The sequence below is a fragment of the Paenibacillus sp. FSL K6-3182 genome (genome assembly GCF_037976325.1).
Lineage (GTDB): Bacteria > Bacillota > Bacilli > Paenibacillales > Paenibacillaceae > Pristimantibacillus.
Window position 1 is genome coordinate 32,263 of record NZ_CP150265.1, and the last position, 12,660, is coordinate 44,922.

The 12,660-nt window shown below is 46.1% G+C and carries 12 protein-coding genes and 1 pseudogene; all 13 read left to right on the forward strand.

Annotation, left to right across the window (positions count from 1 at the left end; all coding sequences use genetic code 11):
- Nucleotides 1–132 precede the first annotated feature (132 nt).
- Nucleotides 133–408: a Veg family protein gene (locus MHH56_RS00160; RefSeq protein WP_053373389.1), complete on the forward strand. Its 276-nt coding sequence runs from the start codon at nucleotides 133–135 to the stop codon at nucleotides 406–408.
- Between the two features lie 202 nt (nucleotides 409–610).
- Nucleotides 611–796, forward strand: coding sequence for a small, acid-soluble spore protein, alpha/beta type (locus MHH56_RS00165; RefSeq protein WP_054025797.1), 186 nt, complete (start codon nucleotides 611–613; stop codon nucleotides 794–796).
- Nucleotides 797–933: 137 nt separating this feature from the next.
- A complete protein-coding gene (ispE, locus tag MHH56_RS00170) occupies nucleotides 934–1,788 on the forward strand; it encodes a 4-(cytidine 5'-diphospho)-2-C-methyl-D-erythritol kinase (protein WP_339205863.1) in 855 nt (284 codons plus the stop codon).
- A gap of 83 nt (nucleotides 1,789–1,871) precedes the next feature.
- Entirely contained in the window at nucleotides 1,872–2,699 is an 828-nt protein-coding gene (gene purR, locus MHH56_RS00175; RefSeq protein WP_076271323.1) for a pur operon repressor, read from the forward strand.
- A gap of 51 nt (nucleotides 2,700–2,750) precedes the next feature.
- Nucleotides 2,751–3,149, forward strand: a complete 399-nt coding sequence (locus tag MHH56_RS00180) for a RidA family protein (protein ID WP_305953918.1) — start codon at nucleotides 2,751–2,753, stop codon at nucleotides 3,147–3,149.
- A gap of 130 nt (nucleotides 3,150–3,279) precedes the next feature.
- Nucleotides 3,280–3,561: a septation regulator SpoVG gene (gene spoVG, locus MHH56_RS00185; protein WP_028609566.1), complete on the forward strand. Its 282-nt coding sequence runs from the start codon at nucleotides 3,280–3,282 to the stop codon at nucleotides 3,559–3,561.
- 319 nt (nucleotides 3,562–3,880) lie between these two features.
- On the forward strand, nucleotides 3,881–5,278 hold the full coding sequence (glmU, locus tag MHH56_RS00190) for a bifunctional UDP-N-acetylglucosamine diphosphorylase/glucosamine-1-phosphate N-acetyltransferase GlmU (RefSeq protein ID WP_339205866.1): 1,398 nt from the start codon (nucleotides 3,881–3,883) through the stop codon (nucleotides 5,276–5,278).
- Between the two features lie 217 nt (nucleotides 5,279–5,495).
- Nucleotides 5,496–6,146, forward strand: a complete 651-nt coding sequence (locus tag MHH56_RS00195) for a 50S ribosomal protein L25/general stress protein Ctc (RefSeq protein ID WP_339205868.1) — start codon at nucleotides 5,496–5,498, stop codon at nucleotides 6,144–6,146.
- Nucleotides 6,147–6,330: 184 nt separating this feature from the next.
- On the forward strand, nucleotides 6,331–6,891 hold the full coding sequence (pth, locus tag MHH56_RS00200; protein WP_339205870.1) for an aminoacyl-tRNA hydrolase: 561 nt from the start codon (nucleotides 6,331–6,333) through the stop codon (nucleotides 6,889–6,891).
- A gap of 63 nt (nucleotides 6,892–6,954) precedes the next feature.
- Nucleotides 6,955–7,185 carry an anti-sigma-F factor Fin family protein gene (locus tag MHH56_RS00205; RefSeq protein WP_339205871.1) on the forward strand — a complete coding sequence of 77 codons (231 nt, stop codon included), beginning with the start codon at nucleotides 6,955–6,957 and terminating at the stop codon, nucleotides 7,183–7,185.
- A 109-nt stretch (nucleotides 7,186–7,294) separates the two neighbouring features.
- Nucleotides 7,295–10,822 (forward strand): transcription-repair coupling factor, encoded by a 3,528-nt coding sequence (mfd, locus tag MHH56_RS00210; RefSeq protein ID WP_339205873.1) that lies wholly within the window; start codon nucleotides 7,295–7,297, stop codon nucleotides 10,820–10,822.
- Nucleotides 10,823–10,893: 71 nt separating this feature from the next.
- Complete coding sequence (locus tag MHH56_RS00215) at nucleotides 10,894–11,949, forward strand: peptidylprolyl isomerase (protein WP_339205874.1); 1,056 nt, start codon at nucleotides 10,894–10,896, stop codon at nucleotides 11,947–11,949.
- Between the two features lie 128 nt (nucleotides 11,950–12,077).
- Nucleotides 12,078–12,524: pseudogene (locus tag MHH56_RS00220) on the forward strand (ABC transporter substrate-binding protein); the annotation flags it as partial.
- Nucleotides 12,525–12,660: the final 136 nt, after the last annotated feature.

Consider the following 12,660-nt stretch of genomic DNA (forward strand, 5'->3'; position numbering starts at 1 on the left):
TGTATGGTTTTTTAAAAAATGGGTGAAATCACCGTTGACAAGTAAATATACCGACTGATATAATATTTTGCTTTGTTTGACAACCCTCCTCCTTTTGGTTATAATGGACAAGGAAAGAGGTGGTAGTGGACAATGGCAAAAAATGCGCTATTGGATATTAAACGCAGCTTGGAAGCTCATGTTGGCTCCAAAATCCGTCTTCGAGCGAACGGTGGACGACGAAAGACCATCGAACGAACCGGTACGTTGGAAGAAACCTACCCTTCTGTTTTCATTGTAAAGCTGGATGAAGAGCAGCATGCCTTTAAGCGTGTCTCTTACAGCTATGCGGACATACTGACTGAGTCGGTGGAAGTGACCGTATGCAATGATGAAGGTCAAGTCCGTATCGCCCATTTGCAACAATAGAATATATATCGCCTAGTGAGGCATGTTAGCGCAGATCGCATCTGCGCTTTTTTTTTGCATTCATTCATTTACCTTTGCGAAAAGAAGGCGGCCATTTCCATCTCCGTATGGTCGCTTGTCATTTGAAGCATACTACCTGTGCAATAGTGACAGCCGTATATTTTGATTAGAATGACGTAAATTTGAATATGGAGGTAATGAAATGGGTCGCAGAAGACGCGGAGTAATGTCTGAGGAATTGAAATATGAGCTTGCTAAAGATCTTGGTTTTTATGATACGGTGCAGCAAGAGGGCTGGGGAAGCATACGCGCGAAGGACGCCGGAAATATGGTGAAACGCGCAATACAAATCGCTGAACAGGCTGCTGCCAAAACAAATCAACCCTAAGTGATGGCTCCTATTTATACGTGAAAAAGCTAAGCAGATGACTGTCGAAAAACATTCGATTGTCATCTCTTAGCTTTTATTGCGTTGGTTTGATATAATGATGCTTAAGCTTACGAACGAACGGGTGAACTTATCAGATGAAAATTTATGAAAAAGCTCCTGCCAAAATTAATTTATTGCTCGATGTACTCCGCAAGCGTGATGACGGCTACCATGAAGTCGAAATGATTATGACGATGGTTGACCTTGCAGACCGACTTGAAATGGAAGAGCTACCTAGAGATACGATCATTATTTCAAGCCAAGTTGGATACATACCGTTAGATGAGAAGAACTTAGCGTTTCAGGCAGCTAGGCTTATTAAAGACCGTTATGATGTTAAGCAAGGCGTATATATTCATTTAGACAAAAAGATACCAGTCGCTGCGGGACTCGCTGGCGGTAGCAGTGATGCTGCTGCTGCTTTGCGAGGGCTAAACCGTTTGTGGAAGCTGCAGATCCCTGAGGACGAGCTGTGCAAGCTAGGCGCAGAGCTTGGCTCTGACGTTCCGTTCTGTGTAACAGGCGGCACTGCAATCGCAAGGGGGCGTGGTGAGAAGCTTGAGCATATCGCCAACCCTCCGCAATGCTGGGTTGTACTTGCCAAGCCGCCAATCAATGTATCGACGGCTGACGTATATGGCAGATTCCGCGCAAATGAGCTTAAAGAGCATCCATCCATTTCAAATATGGTTGGTGCACTTGAGCGCGGTTCTTTTGCCGATATATGTGAAGGACTTGGCAACGTACTCGAGAAAGTTACGCTGGACGTGCATCCTGAGGTTATGCAGCTGAAGGAAAGTATGATTCGGCTTGGTGCCGATGGCGTGCTTATGTCAGGCAGCGGACCTACTGTATTCGGCCTTGTGTCGAAGGAAGCCAAGCTTCCTCGTATTTATAATGGGCTCCGCGGTTTCTGCAAAGAAGTATATGTGGTAAGAATGCTCACATAAGGCTGACGTTCTCCTTGATTAAATCCGTATAAAAATGTTATATTTACATTATAATATTCGGATTTAGGTGGGGGGAGATGTGTTTGAAAAAGTTGAAACGGAGCTCGCGGTTGGTAGAGATGACCCAATACCTGTTAAGTCGACCCCACACGTTAATTTCACTGACAGCATTTGCTGATCGATATCAATCGGCAAAGTCTTCAATTAGTGAGGACCTGGCGATCATAAAAGAAGTGTTTGAGGAAGAAGGTATCGGCGAGCTTCATACACTTGCAGGAGCAGCAGGCGGAGTAAGATATACGCCTAAGATGCAAGAAACGACGGCTCTTACCATTATGACAAGCATATGCCGCCAGTTAGAGCAGCCTGAAAGGGTCCTTCCCGGCGGTTATTTGTATATAACGGATATGTTAGGCCAACCAGAGCTTCTCGCGGATGTCGGCAGAATGTTTGCAACTGCGTTCGCAGACCGGAAGATTGACGTCATTATGACCGTTGAGACAAAAGGAATACCACTAGCTTACGCTACAGCTGCGTGCTTGAATATTCCGGTTGTTATTGTACGGCGTGACAATAAGGTAACGGAAGGCTCTGCAGTGAGTATCAACTATGTATCAGGATCAACCAAGCGGATTCAGACGATGTCACTCGCACGTAGAGCGCTTAAGGAACAATCCCGCGTTCTCATTATCGATGACTTTATGAAGGCAGGCGGAACGATCCAAGGCATGATGGATTTGCTGTTTGAATTTAAAGCTATCGTCGCAGGCGTTGGCGTATTTGTTGAGTCAGGCGAGGTAGAACTCGAGGAACGGCTTCTTGAGGACTATGTCTCACTAGCTAAACTGACGGCTGTTGATATGAAGACAAAACAAACGACGGTAATTCCAGGCAACTATTTTAAAGAATAGATACGTGTAAATGAGAGCTTATTACATCTTGTTAGGAAGGCTGGGACCATCATGACAACAAAGCAACAAATGCAGGTGATTGCAACGGACAAAGCTCCTGCAGCGATCGGACCTTATTCGCAAGCGATTAAGCTCGGAGGATTATTGTTCACTTCAGGACAAATTCCACTCGATGCGGCTGGGCAGCTTGTTGATGGCGGCATTGAGGAACAAACGCATCAGGTGTTTAGAAATTTGGAGGCCGTGCTTGCTGCTGCAGGTGCCAGCTTTCAAGATGTCGTAAAAGCGACCGTATTTATGAAAGATATGAATCAATTTGCAACGGTAAATGGCATTTACTCCTCTTACTTCGGAGAGCATAAACCGGCTCGTTCGGCCGTGGAGGTCGCAAGGCTGCCAAAGGATGTTCTTGTCGAAATAGAGGTCATTGCATCGACAATTGTCGAATGAAAACGAAAAAGATTCAAAATAAAAAAAATATTTTAAATTGAGTATGATTTTACCAAAAATGTAGAAGGAATTGGCACAAAAACGTGGAAGTATACACCAAGTCTCTGATAGACAAAGGTGGTGAACACAAGTGCAAATTACTGATGTCAGACTCCGCCGTGTAAATTCCGAAGGGCGTATGAAGGCAATCGCATCCATTACTATTGATAATGAATTCGTTGTTCACGATATTCGTGTCATCGATGGAAACAATGGTATGTTCGTTGCAATGCCAAGCAAACGTACTCCGGATGGAGAATTTCGGGATATCGCTCATCCGATCTCTTCAACCACCCGGGAGAAAATCCAGGCTGCTGTTCTCGCAGAATACGAGCGCGCAGCAGAAGAAGTTGCGATTGAAGAAGGAGCTTAAGGCACTGCATTTTATGTTTTTGGGGTTGATTGGAGAAGAGAGCCATGGCTCTCTTCTCTTTTTTTTGCGAGAGGTGATTGCTAAGCATGTGATTACGTGCGACTTATCTTTTTACTATGAAACGAATAGGTTGTAGTGTAGAATGACAGGCAGCGATTCCATACACTTGGAAATCGAGCAACATATTCGTATAATGGAATAGGATGTACGACTTGAATCTTTGCAGCTTTCAGCGTTTGCTGATGAAGATAGCACTTTTTTCACACTTATAAAGCTATACTAAAATAATCATTTATTGCAGGTCTAGGGGGTCTTTCATATGAAAGTTATGGCGATTGTGCTTGCTGCAGGACAGGGCAAGCGTATGAAATCGAAGTTATATAAGGTGCTGCATCCGGTGTGCGGCAAGCCGATGGTAGGCCATGTGCTTGATGTTGTGAAGGAAGCGGCTGCGGAGCGCGCGGTCGTTATTGTAGGTCACGGAGCTGAAAAGGTTAAATCGTATTTGGGCGATGGCGCTGAATACGTCTTGCAGGAGCAGCAGCTCGGTACCGGTCATGCGGTGCTGCAAGCGGAAGCACTGCTTGGCGGCGAGAAAGGTACGACGATTGTGATTTGCGGCGATACTCCGCTTGTGCAAGCATCGACAATTGAAGCCATGCTTGAGCTGCATCATTCGAGCGGAGCTGCTGCAACGGTGCTGACAGCCGCTTTTGACGATCCTACAGGCTATGGCCGCGTTATTCGTGGCGAAGATGGCACTGTACAGCGGATTGTTGAACAAAAGGACTGCTCAGCTGAAGAAGCGGCAGTTAAAGAAATTAATACAGGCACATATTGCTTCGACAATGAGAAGCTGTTCGCTGCGCTTGCTAAGGTAACGAGTAATAACGCACAAGGCGAGTATTATTTGACGGATGTTATCGGAATATTCCGTGAAGCGGGCGAATCTGTTCAAGGCTACTGCACGACAGATGTGTCAGAAGCCATAGGCGTGAATGACCGCGTGGCGCTTGCTGAGGCAGAGCGTTTCATGCGCGATCGAATTAACCGCAATCATCTGCTTGGCGGCGTCACTTTGATTGATGCGTCCTCAACTTACATCGAAGCGGGTGTTCAGATCGGATCTGACACTGTCATATATCCAGGTACAGTGCTTCGCGGGTCAACAATTATCGGAGAAGATTGTGTTATCGGTCCTCAAGCTGATATTGCGGACAGTACGATCGGCAACGGCGTCGCGATTAAATATTCAGTTGTTTCTGAATCTGTAATTGGCGATACAAGCGCTGTGGGGCCATACGCTAATTTGCGTCCAGGCTCGAAGCTTGGCGTTGGCTGCAAAGTTGGTGACTTTGTGGAGCTCAAAAACGCATCACTTGATGATGGCAGCAAAGTATCGCATCTAAGCTACGTTGGTGACGCTAAGGTTGGCAAAGACGTGAATATCGGCTGCGGCGCCATAACGGTCAATTATGACGGTTACAATAAATTTGTAACGGAAATCGGCGATAATGCCTTCATTGGCAGCAATGTCAATTTGATTGCACCATTGAAAATTGGCGATGGCGCATATGTTGTTGCCGGCTCTACGGTTACGCATGATGTACCTGCTGGTGATCTTGCGATCGCACGCGAACGCCAAGTGAATAAATCAGGTTATGCGGATAAGATCCGTGGACGTGCAAAAGCAAAAAAAGAAAAGAAACAATCATAATACCAAATGGTTGATATAGAGGATGCAGTGACGATTTCAGAGGATGAATTCGTTGCTGCATCTTTTTTTATGCAAATGTCGTTTAGAGTTTAATTTTTGGCTGTAGTGGGTAAGTTATAGGGAAATCAAAACAGAAGCGAGTTTTTGCTTCACAAAAACTAAGCGTATGCTTACGAAGCGAGTTTTTGCTTCACAAAAACTTTAGGAGGTAATCAATATGGCGATAGCTATGAACGCGGATCAACGAACTGGCACGACGAAAGGTGAGTTGCGCCAATTGCGGCTCCAAGGGAAAATACCGGGCGTTATTTATGGTAAACAGTTGAGTGATGCAGCACAAGTCATAGTGGATAGTAAGGAACTGCAGGCTTTGCTGCGTTCTCAGCCGAATGCGGTGCTTGAAATTAATATTCCATCCCATGGAAAAACCTCCGTTATGATCGCAGAGGTGCAACGTGATTCTTTGAGCAGGCAAGTGCTGCACGTTGATTTCCATCAAATTAATATGAACGAGAATGTGCGGGCGAACGTTCGTATTCATGCAGAAGGCGATTCTCAAGGTGTACGCGAGGGCGGTATCTTGCAGTTGATTTTGCATGAGCTTGAGGTGCAATGCTTGCCGGGCAGCATTCCTGATTCTATTTCCGTCGACATCTCGTCGCTGGAGATTGGCGGAAGCATACTCGTAAGCGATTTGAAGTTGCCGAGCGGCGTGGAATTACTAGCCGAGCCTGAGCAGGTCGTTGCAACGATTCTTGCGCCGCAAAAAGAGCTTACAGAAGAGGAAGCAGAGGCTGCTGCAGTGGAGCTTACAGAAGCAGAGTCACGCTCCAACGAAGCGAAGCTTGAAGGCGTTAAGAGCCTGTAGAATCTCTTTTGAAAAATTACGTATACTACGCAGTACCGAGCATATTCAGGCGCCGTCCTCCATCAGGGCGGCGTTGTTTGCTTTTTGGGCAAAATAGAATGAAAGTTCTGACGCAGAACGGCTTCCGATGTTTACGCTTGTAATAGATTATGTTACATTTGTCCGTAAAGGAGTGGAGTGAGCAATGAGGTGGATTGCAGGACTTGGCAATCCCGGTGCTGCTTATCAAGGAACCCGGCATAATGTCGGATTTATGGTTGTTGATGAGCTTGCAAGGCGCTGGGGCATTAGTGTAACGCAAAATAAATGCAAGGCATTAATCGGAGAAGGCAACGTACAAGGCACGAAGGTTGTCCTTATTAAACCGATGACATATATGAATTTGTCTGGAGAGTCAGTAAGATCATTTCTAGATTACTTTAAGGCTGAGGTTCAGGACGGCTTAATCGTTTATGATGATTTGGATACGGAGATCGGCAAGCTTCGCCTTCGTTATCAAGGCAGTGCGGGCGGGCATAACGGAATCAAATCATTGATTCAGCATTTGGGCACGCAAACTTTTGACCGCGTTCGGATGGGCATTTCGCGCCCGCAGCCAGGCATGAACATTGCGGACTATGTGCTCTCCACTTTTCCGAAGAGCGAGCATGAGAAATTGTCTGCTATGGTTGCTGACGCTTGTGATGCTATTGAGTTTAGATTGAAGGCGCCTTTCGAGGAGACAATGGCAAAGTTTAACCGATAATCTGTTAGAAATTGATTATGAGGGCATACTGAAGGATATAACTACCCTTCAGGAGGCATACATATGGCAGTAAACTATATTTGTCGGCACTGCAGAACATCGATGGGGTCGCTTAGCGGGTCAAATATAACGGAGCATCAACTGGGCTTCCATTTCTTGACCCCCGAAGAACGCAGCGATATAATAGCGTATGACCCAAATGGGGATGTAACGGTAAAAGTGGTCTGTGATTATTGCCGCGAGGCGATTGATGCGAACCCAGAGCTTCATTTGGTAACTAGTCCTCTTCAATGACGGAAAGTGAATAGTATGAGCCTTAGCAGATGGCTGAGGCTTATTTTCAATGTACAGGGAGCGATCGTATCACTCTCCGATTGTGTAAAGAAACGGGGTGTCGCAAAAGTTGAAAGCTTTAATTAATGCTTTTGCCGCGGATACGGACGTTCAGTCCGTTATATCCGGTATTCGTAAAGGCATGCGTGAGCAGATGATATCTGGCCTCGCAGGCTCTTCCAGACAAGTGCTCATTGCAGCGCTGCGGGAGGATGTAGAGCGTCCTATGCTTGTTGTGACGCATAACATGTTCTCTGCGCAGAAGATTGCGGAGGACCTGCAGGAATGTCTTTCGTCAGAAAATGTATTATTATATCCCGCAAATGAGCTGGTAGCTGCAGAAGCGGCGATCTCGAGTCCTGAGACGCTTGCGCAGCGAATGGATGTGCTGATCAAGCTGTCCCAAGGCTATCGCGGGATTGTTGTCGTGCCCTTCTCCGGCGTTCGGCGCTATTTGCCTATAAGCAGTGTTATGGCTGAAGCGCAAGTAGAGGTTCAAGTTGGCCAGTCACTGCCGATAGATGCTTATCTGCGGCAAATGACCGCTCTTGGTTATACACGGGCTGACCGCGTAGAATTGCGCGGCGATATGAGCGTGCGCGGCGGGATTGTTGACTTCTATCCGCTTACGGCTTCACAAGCGTACCGGATCGAGTGGTTTGGCGATGACGTTGATTCCATACGTACCTTTGATCCAGCAGATCAACGTTCTTTGGATCGCTTGGAATCTTATGTGGTTCCGCCATGCCAAGAGCTGCTCGCAGACGGACACCGTATGGAGACAGCGGCTAATCATGCGCAGCGGCTGCTAGAGAAGCAGCTCGATAAGATGACAGATCGTACAGCCAAGGATCGACTTCGCACGGAGCTGGGCGGAGAGATTGAAAGGCTGCGTGAGCATGTTTATTTTCCGGAAATTTATAAATATATTTCGTTGTTATACCCAGAGCGTCAAACGATTCTTGACTATATGCCAGCCGACACGCTGCTAATACTAGACGAGCCAACGCGTTTAATAGAGACAGCGAAGCAATTGGAGCGGGATGAAGCGGAATGGTCCATGCATTTGCTGCAAAACGGCAAGTCGCTTCCGGATCTTGCTCTTGCCCGCGATACAGAGGAGATTTTGCATCACCGTCCGTTTCCAACGCTTTTCTTGTCCTTATTCTTAAGGCAAATTCCGCATTCGCAGCCGCAAAATATATTGAACATGACAAGCCGCTCGATGCAAAATTTTCATGGGCAAATGAATGTGCTGAAGGCAGAAATGGAACGTTGGCGCAAGACGGGTGCCACAGTAATGATGCTTGCCGGCAATGCAGAGCGCATGGAACGCATGCGCCGAGTTCTTGACGACTATAGCATTGAGACGCCTACTCTGCTAGAAGGTAATTTGCAGTCCGGTTTTGAGCTGCCATCCTCTCACCTTGTCATTATTACTGAAGGCGAGATGTTCTCCCAAAAGCAGCGCAAAGCCCGGAAAATGGATAAAAAAGTTGATAATGCCGAGCGTATTAAGAGCTATACAGAGCTTAAGGTCGGCGACTATGTCGTTCACCATAACCATGGTATAGGCAAGTATGTAGGCATTGGCACGCTTGAAATAGCAGGTATTCATAAAGATTATTTGCATATTCTCTATGCTGGCGGCGATAAGCTGTCTGTTCCAATCGAGCAAGTGGATATGATTCAGAAGTACGTCGGCAATGAAGATAAAGAGCCTAAGGTCAATAAACTCGGCGGCAGTGAATGGACACGGGCGAAGAGCAAAGTAAAAGCATCCGTTCAGGATATTGCTGATGATTTGATCAAGCTGTATGCGGAGCGGCAGACGGCACCGGGGTACGCTTTTGGACAAGATACGTCGTATCAGAATGAGTTCGAAGCGATGTTCCCTTATGACGAGACGCGTGACCAGCTCAGAGCGATCGAAGAGATTAAGAAGGACATGGAGAAAACCCAGCCGATGGATAGGCTGTTATGCGGAGACGTCGGTTACGGAAAAACCGAGGTCGCCATTCGTGCTGCCTTCAAATCAGCAATGGACAGCAAACAGGTAGCGGTGCTAGTTCCGACGACAATTTTGGCGCAGCAGCATTATGAGACATTCCGCGAGCGTTTTGCAGGTTATCCGATTAACGTTCAGGTGCTCAGTCGTTTCCGTTCACGCAAGGAGCAGAATGAAACGATGAAGGGCCTGAAGGCGGGAACAGTAGATGTCGTTATTGGGACGCATCGACTGCTGTCGCAGGATATTATTTTCAAGTCGCTCGGCCTTCTGATCGTGGATGAGGAACAACGTTTTGGCGTATCGCATAAGGAAAAGTTGAAGAAGCTGAAAACTAATGTCGACGTGCTTACGCTGACTGCAACACCAATTCCAAGAACGCTTCATATGTCGATGCTTGGCGTGCGGGACTTGTCTGTTATTGAAACGCCGCCGGAAAATCGTTTCCCTGTGCAAACCTATGTTGTGGAGTACAGCCCGTCCCTCGTACGGGAGTCGATAGAGCGCGAGCTGGCACGTGGAGGCCAAGTCTATTATTTGTATAACCGTGTTCAAGGCATCTACCAAATGGCGGAGCAAATCAATGCCCTTGTACCAGGTGCTAGAGTTGCGGTCGGCCATGGGCAAATGTCAGAGCAGGAGCTGGAGAAGACCATCCTTGATTTCCTCGATGGTGAATCCGATGTTCTGGTAAGCACCAGCATTATTGAGACAGGCGTCGATATTCCGAATGTGAATACGCTTATTGTGCATGATGCTGATAAAATGGGACTCTCTCAGCTGTATCAGCTGCGCGGACGCGTTGGTCGTTCGAATCGTATTGCATACGCGTATTTCACGTATCAACGGGATAAGGTGCTTACGGAGGTTGCCGAGAAGCGTCTGCAATCCATCAAAGAATTTACTGAGCTCGGCTCAGGCTTCAAAATCGCGATGCGCGATCTATCGATTCGTGGAGCGGGCAACTTGCTCGGGGCGGAGCAGCATGGCTTTATTGCCTCGGTAGGCTTCGACATGTATTCGCAGATGCTGGCTGATGAGATCGCGAAGCGCAAAGCGGAGATGAGCGGCGAAGAAATCAAAGAAGAGAAGCCAGTTAGCATGCTTATTGATATTAGCGTAGATGCTTATTTGCCTTCGGATTACATTTATGACAGCATCCAAAAAATTGAGATCTATAAAAAAGTGGCTGCTATCCGAACGTTCGAAGAGGCAGATGATGTGATTGATGAGCTTGTGGATCGTTTTGGCGATTTACCGCAAGCGGTAAGCAATTTGCTCGCAGTGGCTAGATTAAAAGTGTATGGCACGATGTATGGTATTGAACAGCTCAGCGGCAAAGGTGATGATCTGCTGCTTCGTTACGCAGCTAGCGAGAAGCGGAGGATTGACCGTAAGAAGGTTGATCAGCTTTGTCTGAAGCATGAGAACCGCTTTAAGCAGGGCAGCGAGCAGGAGCCAAACCCAAGTATTTTGCTGCGCGGCAAGGGATTGAATATGGAGCAGAAAATTCATATGATTGAACAATTTTTGCAAGCGTACAAGGATGTTCTCCTTTATAAAGACGAATTGCAAGATGCGACAACATAGACAAGATTCGCTTTATACGCCCCTTTTCTGATACAATACTATCAAGTTCTCAATATGAAAGGGGATTCAACATGTTACACAGTTCACGCAAATCGGCATGGCGCAAAGGCGCGCTGCTTATTGTGGCAGTCGTGCTGGTCTTGACGATGGCGGCATGCGGCGGCGCGAAGGAAACAGAAGTTGCAACCTATAAAGGCGGCAATGTGACAGACAAGGAATTCAACAAGTATTTGGATGTATTTACGGTAATGCAGCCAGCGTATGCGCAAGTTATTGAAATTCCGCAATTTAAGGAGCAGCTGCTCCAGCAGTATATTTCCTACAAAATTTTAAGCGGCCAGGCTTCTAAGGAAGACGTTAAAAAGGCTGAAACAGAAGTAAAAGAACAAATGAAGCAGTACAAAACAGCACTTTCCCAAGATGCGGAATTGAAAGCTGCTGTAGATGCTAAAAAATTAAAAGACAAAGATATGGAAAACTATTTGCTTATGACTTCCAAGCTTGTAGCTCATATGAACGCTCAAGTAACTGAGGAAGAAATGAAAGCAGAATATGAAAAGAACGGTATTAACTATGCAACCGTTTCTGTTCGCCACATCTTGGTATCAACCAAAACAACGGATCCAACTACACAAGAAGAAAAAGAGATTCGCACGGATGCAGAAGCATTGGCTCGTGCTAAAGAAGTGAAAGACAAGCTGGCAGCAGGCGGAGACTGGGCTGCCCTTGCCAAAGAATACTCCGACGATCCAGGCTCGAAGGACGCAGGCGGTCTATATGCGGACAAGAAGAATGGTCAATGGGTAGAAGAGTTTAAACAAGCTGCTTATAAACAAGAAATTGGCGTTATCGGCGAGCCTGTGAAAACAGATTTTGGCTACCATGTTATCCTTGTTGAGAAACGTGATACGCCAGCATTTGATAAATTAACTGATGCAGATAAAGAATCAGTAAAAGGTACAGTTGCTTCTGAGAAAATGAACAAATACATGACAGACGAGCTTCCTAAGCAAGAAATCGTCATTAAGCTTCCAAAAGCAAGTGATACTCCTGCTAGCGATGCTCCTGCTGGTGAAGAAACGCCGGCTACGGATGCTCCAGCTACAGAAGCACCTGCAACGAAATAAGTGCAAAACAAACATGTCAGACCCTTTAACCATTCACCGGTTAAGGGGTCTTTTTCTGAAACTATGCTGAGTAAGGATGAATTGTACGCTGAACACAAATCAATATTTGCTGCGTGAAGCCAAAAGCGGGCCGTGAGAAGCTGAAAGGTGTTGTCGATGAAAATACGACAGTCGGCATTTTTGAACTTACAGATAAAGGAGAAATATGGATGTTTGGCGAAAATTCGGGCAGATCGGGTCAAGCCGTGTATAATGCACTGGGTCTAAAAATTCCTGAATCGATTAAAAAGCAAGTGGATGCCAACGACGGCTTTTTCCAGCTGTCTAAAGAAGAACTTCCTGAGTATTCGGCAGATTATATGTTTATGACCGTCTATGACCCGGAGAAGAAGGGTGAGGCGATTAAGCAGCTGACAGACTTAGCGGTTTGGAAAAGCGTAGACGCCGTGAAAAACAATCAATATTTTGAAAATGATTTTAATACATTCTATCGTTATGATCCTATTGCTATAAGCGGACAAGTCGATCTAATTGTAGACATGCTTATTGCAAGAGCAGAAGAAAATAAAAAATAACATTTGAATTTAAACATGTAAACCCAACTTGAGGCATTTGCCTTAGGTTGGGTTTTTTATGTGAATAAAAATGTCATACAATCAACCCTCCGTACATAAAAGAAGTACATCGACAAACAAGTGTCATTATACCTAA

What these genes read in the sequence shown, in the direction of transcription:
- MHH56_RS00160 (WP_053373389.1), top strand. Translation starts at nt 133, where the DNA reads ATGGCAAAAAATGCGCTATTGGATATTAAACGCAGCTTGGAAGCTCAT.
- MHH56_RS00165 (WP_054025797.1), top strand. Translation starts at nt 611, where the DNA reads ATGGGTCGCAGAAGACGCGGAGTAATGTCTGAGGAATTGAAATATGAG.
- ispE (WP_339205863.1), top strand. Translation starts at nt 934, where the DNA reads ATGAAAATTTATGAAAAAGCTCCTGCCAAAATTAATTTATTGCTCGAT.
- MHH56_RS00180 (WP_305953918.1), top strand. Translation starts at nt 2,751, where the DNA reads ATGACAACAAAGCAACAAATGCAGGTGATTGCAACGGACAAAGCTCCT.
- glmU (WP_339205866.1), top strand. Translation starts at nt 3,881, where the DNA reads ATGAAAGTTATGGCGATTGTGCTTGCTGCAGGACAGGGCAAGCGTATG.
- MHH56_RS00195 (WP_339205868.1), top strand. Translation starts at nt 5,496, where the DNA reads ATGGCGATAGCTATGAACGCGGATCAACGAACTGGCACGACGAAAGGT.
- pth (WP_339205870.1), top strand. Translation starts at nt 6,331, where the DNA reads ATGAGGTGGATTGCAGGACTTGGCAATCCCGGTGCTGCTTATCAAGGA.
- MHH56_RS00205 (WP_339205871.1), top strand. Translation starts at nt 6,955, where the DNA reads ATGGCAGTAAACTATATTTGTCGGCACTGCAGAACATCGATGGGGTCG.
- MHH56_RS00215 (WP_339205874.1), top strand. Translation starts at nt 10,894, where the DNA reads ATGTTACACAGTTCACGCAAATCGGCATGGCGCAAAGGCGCGCTGCTT.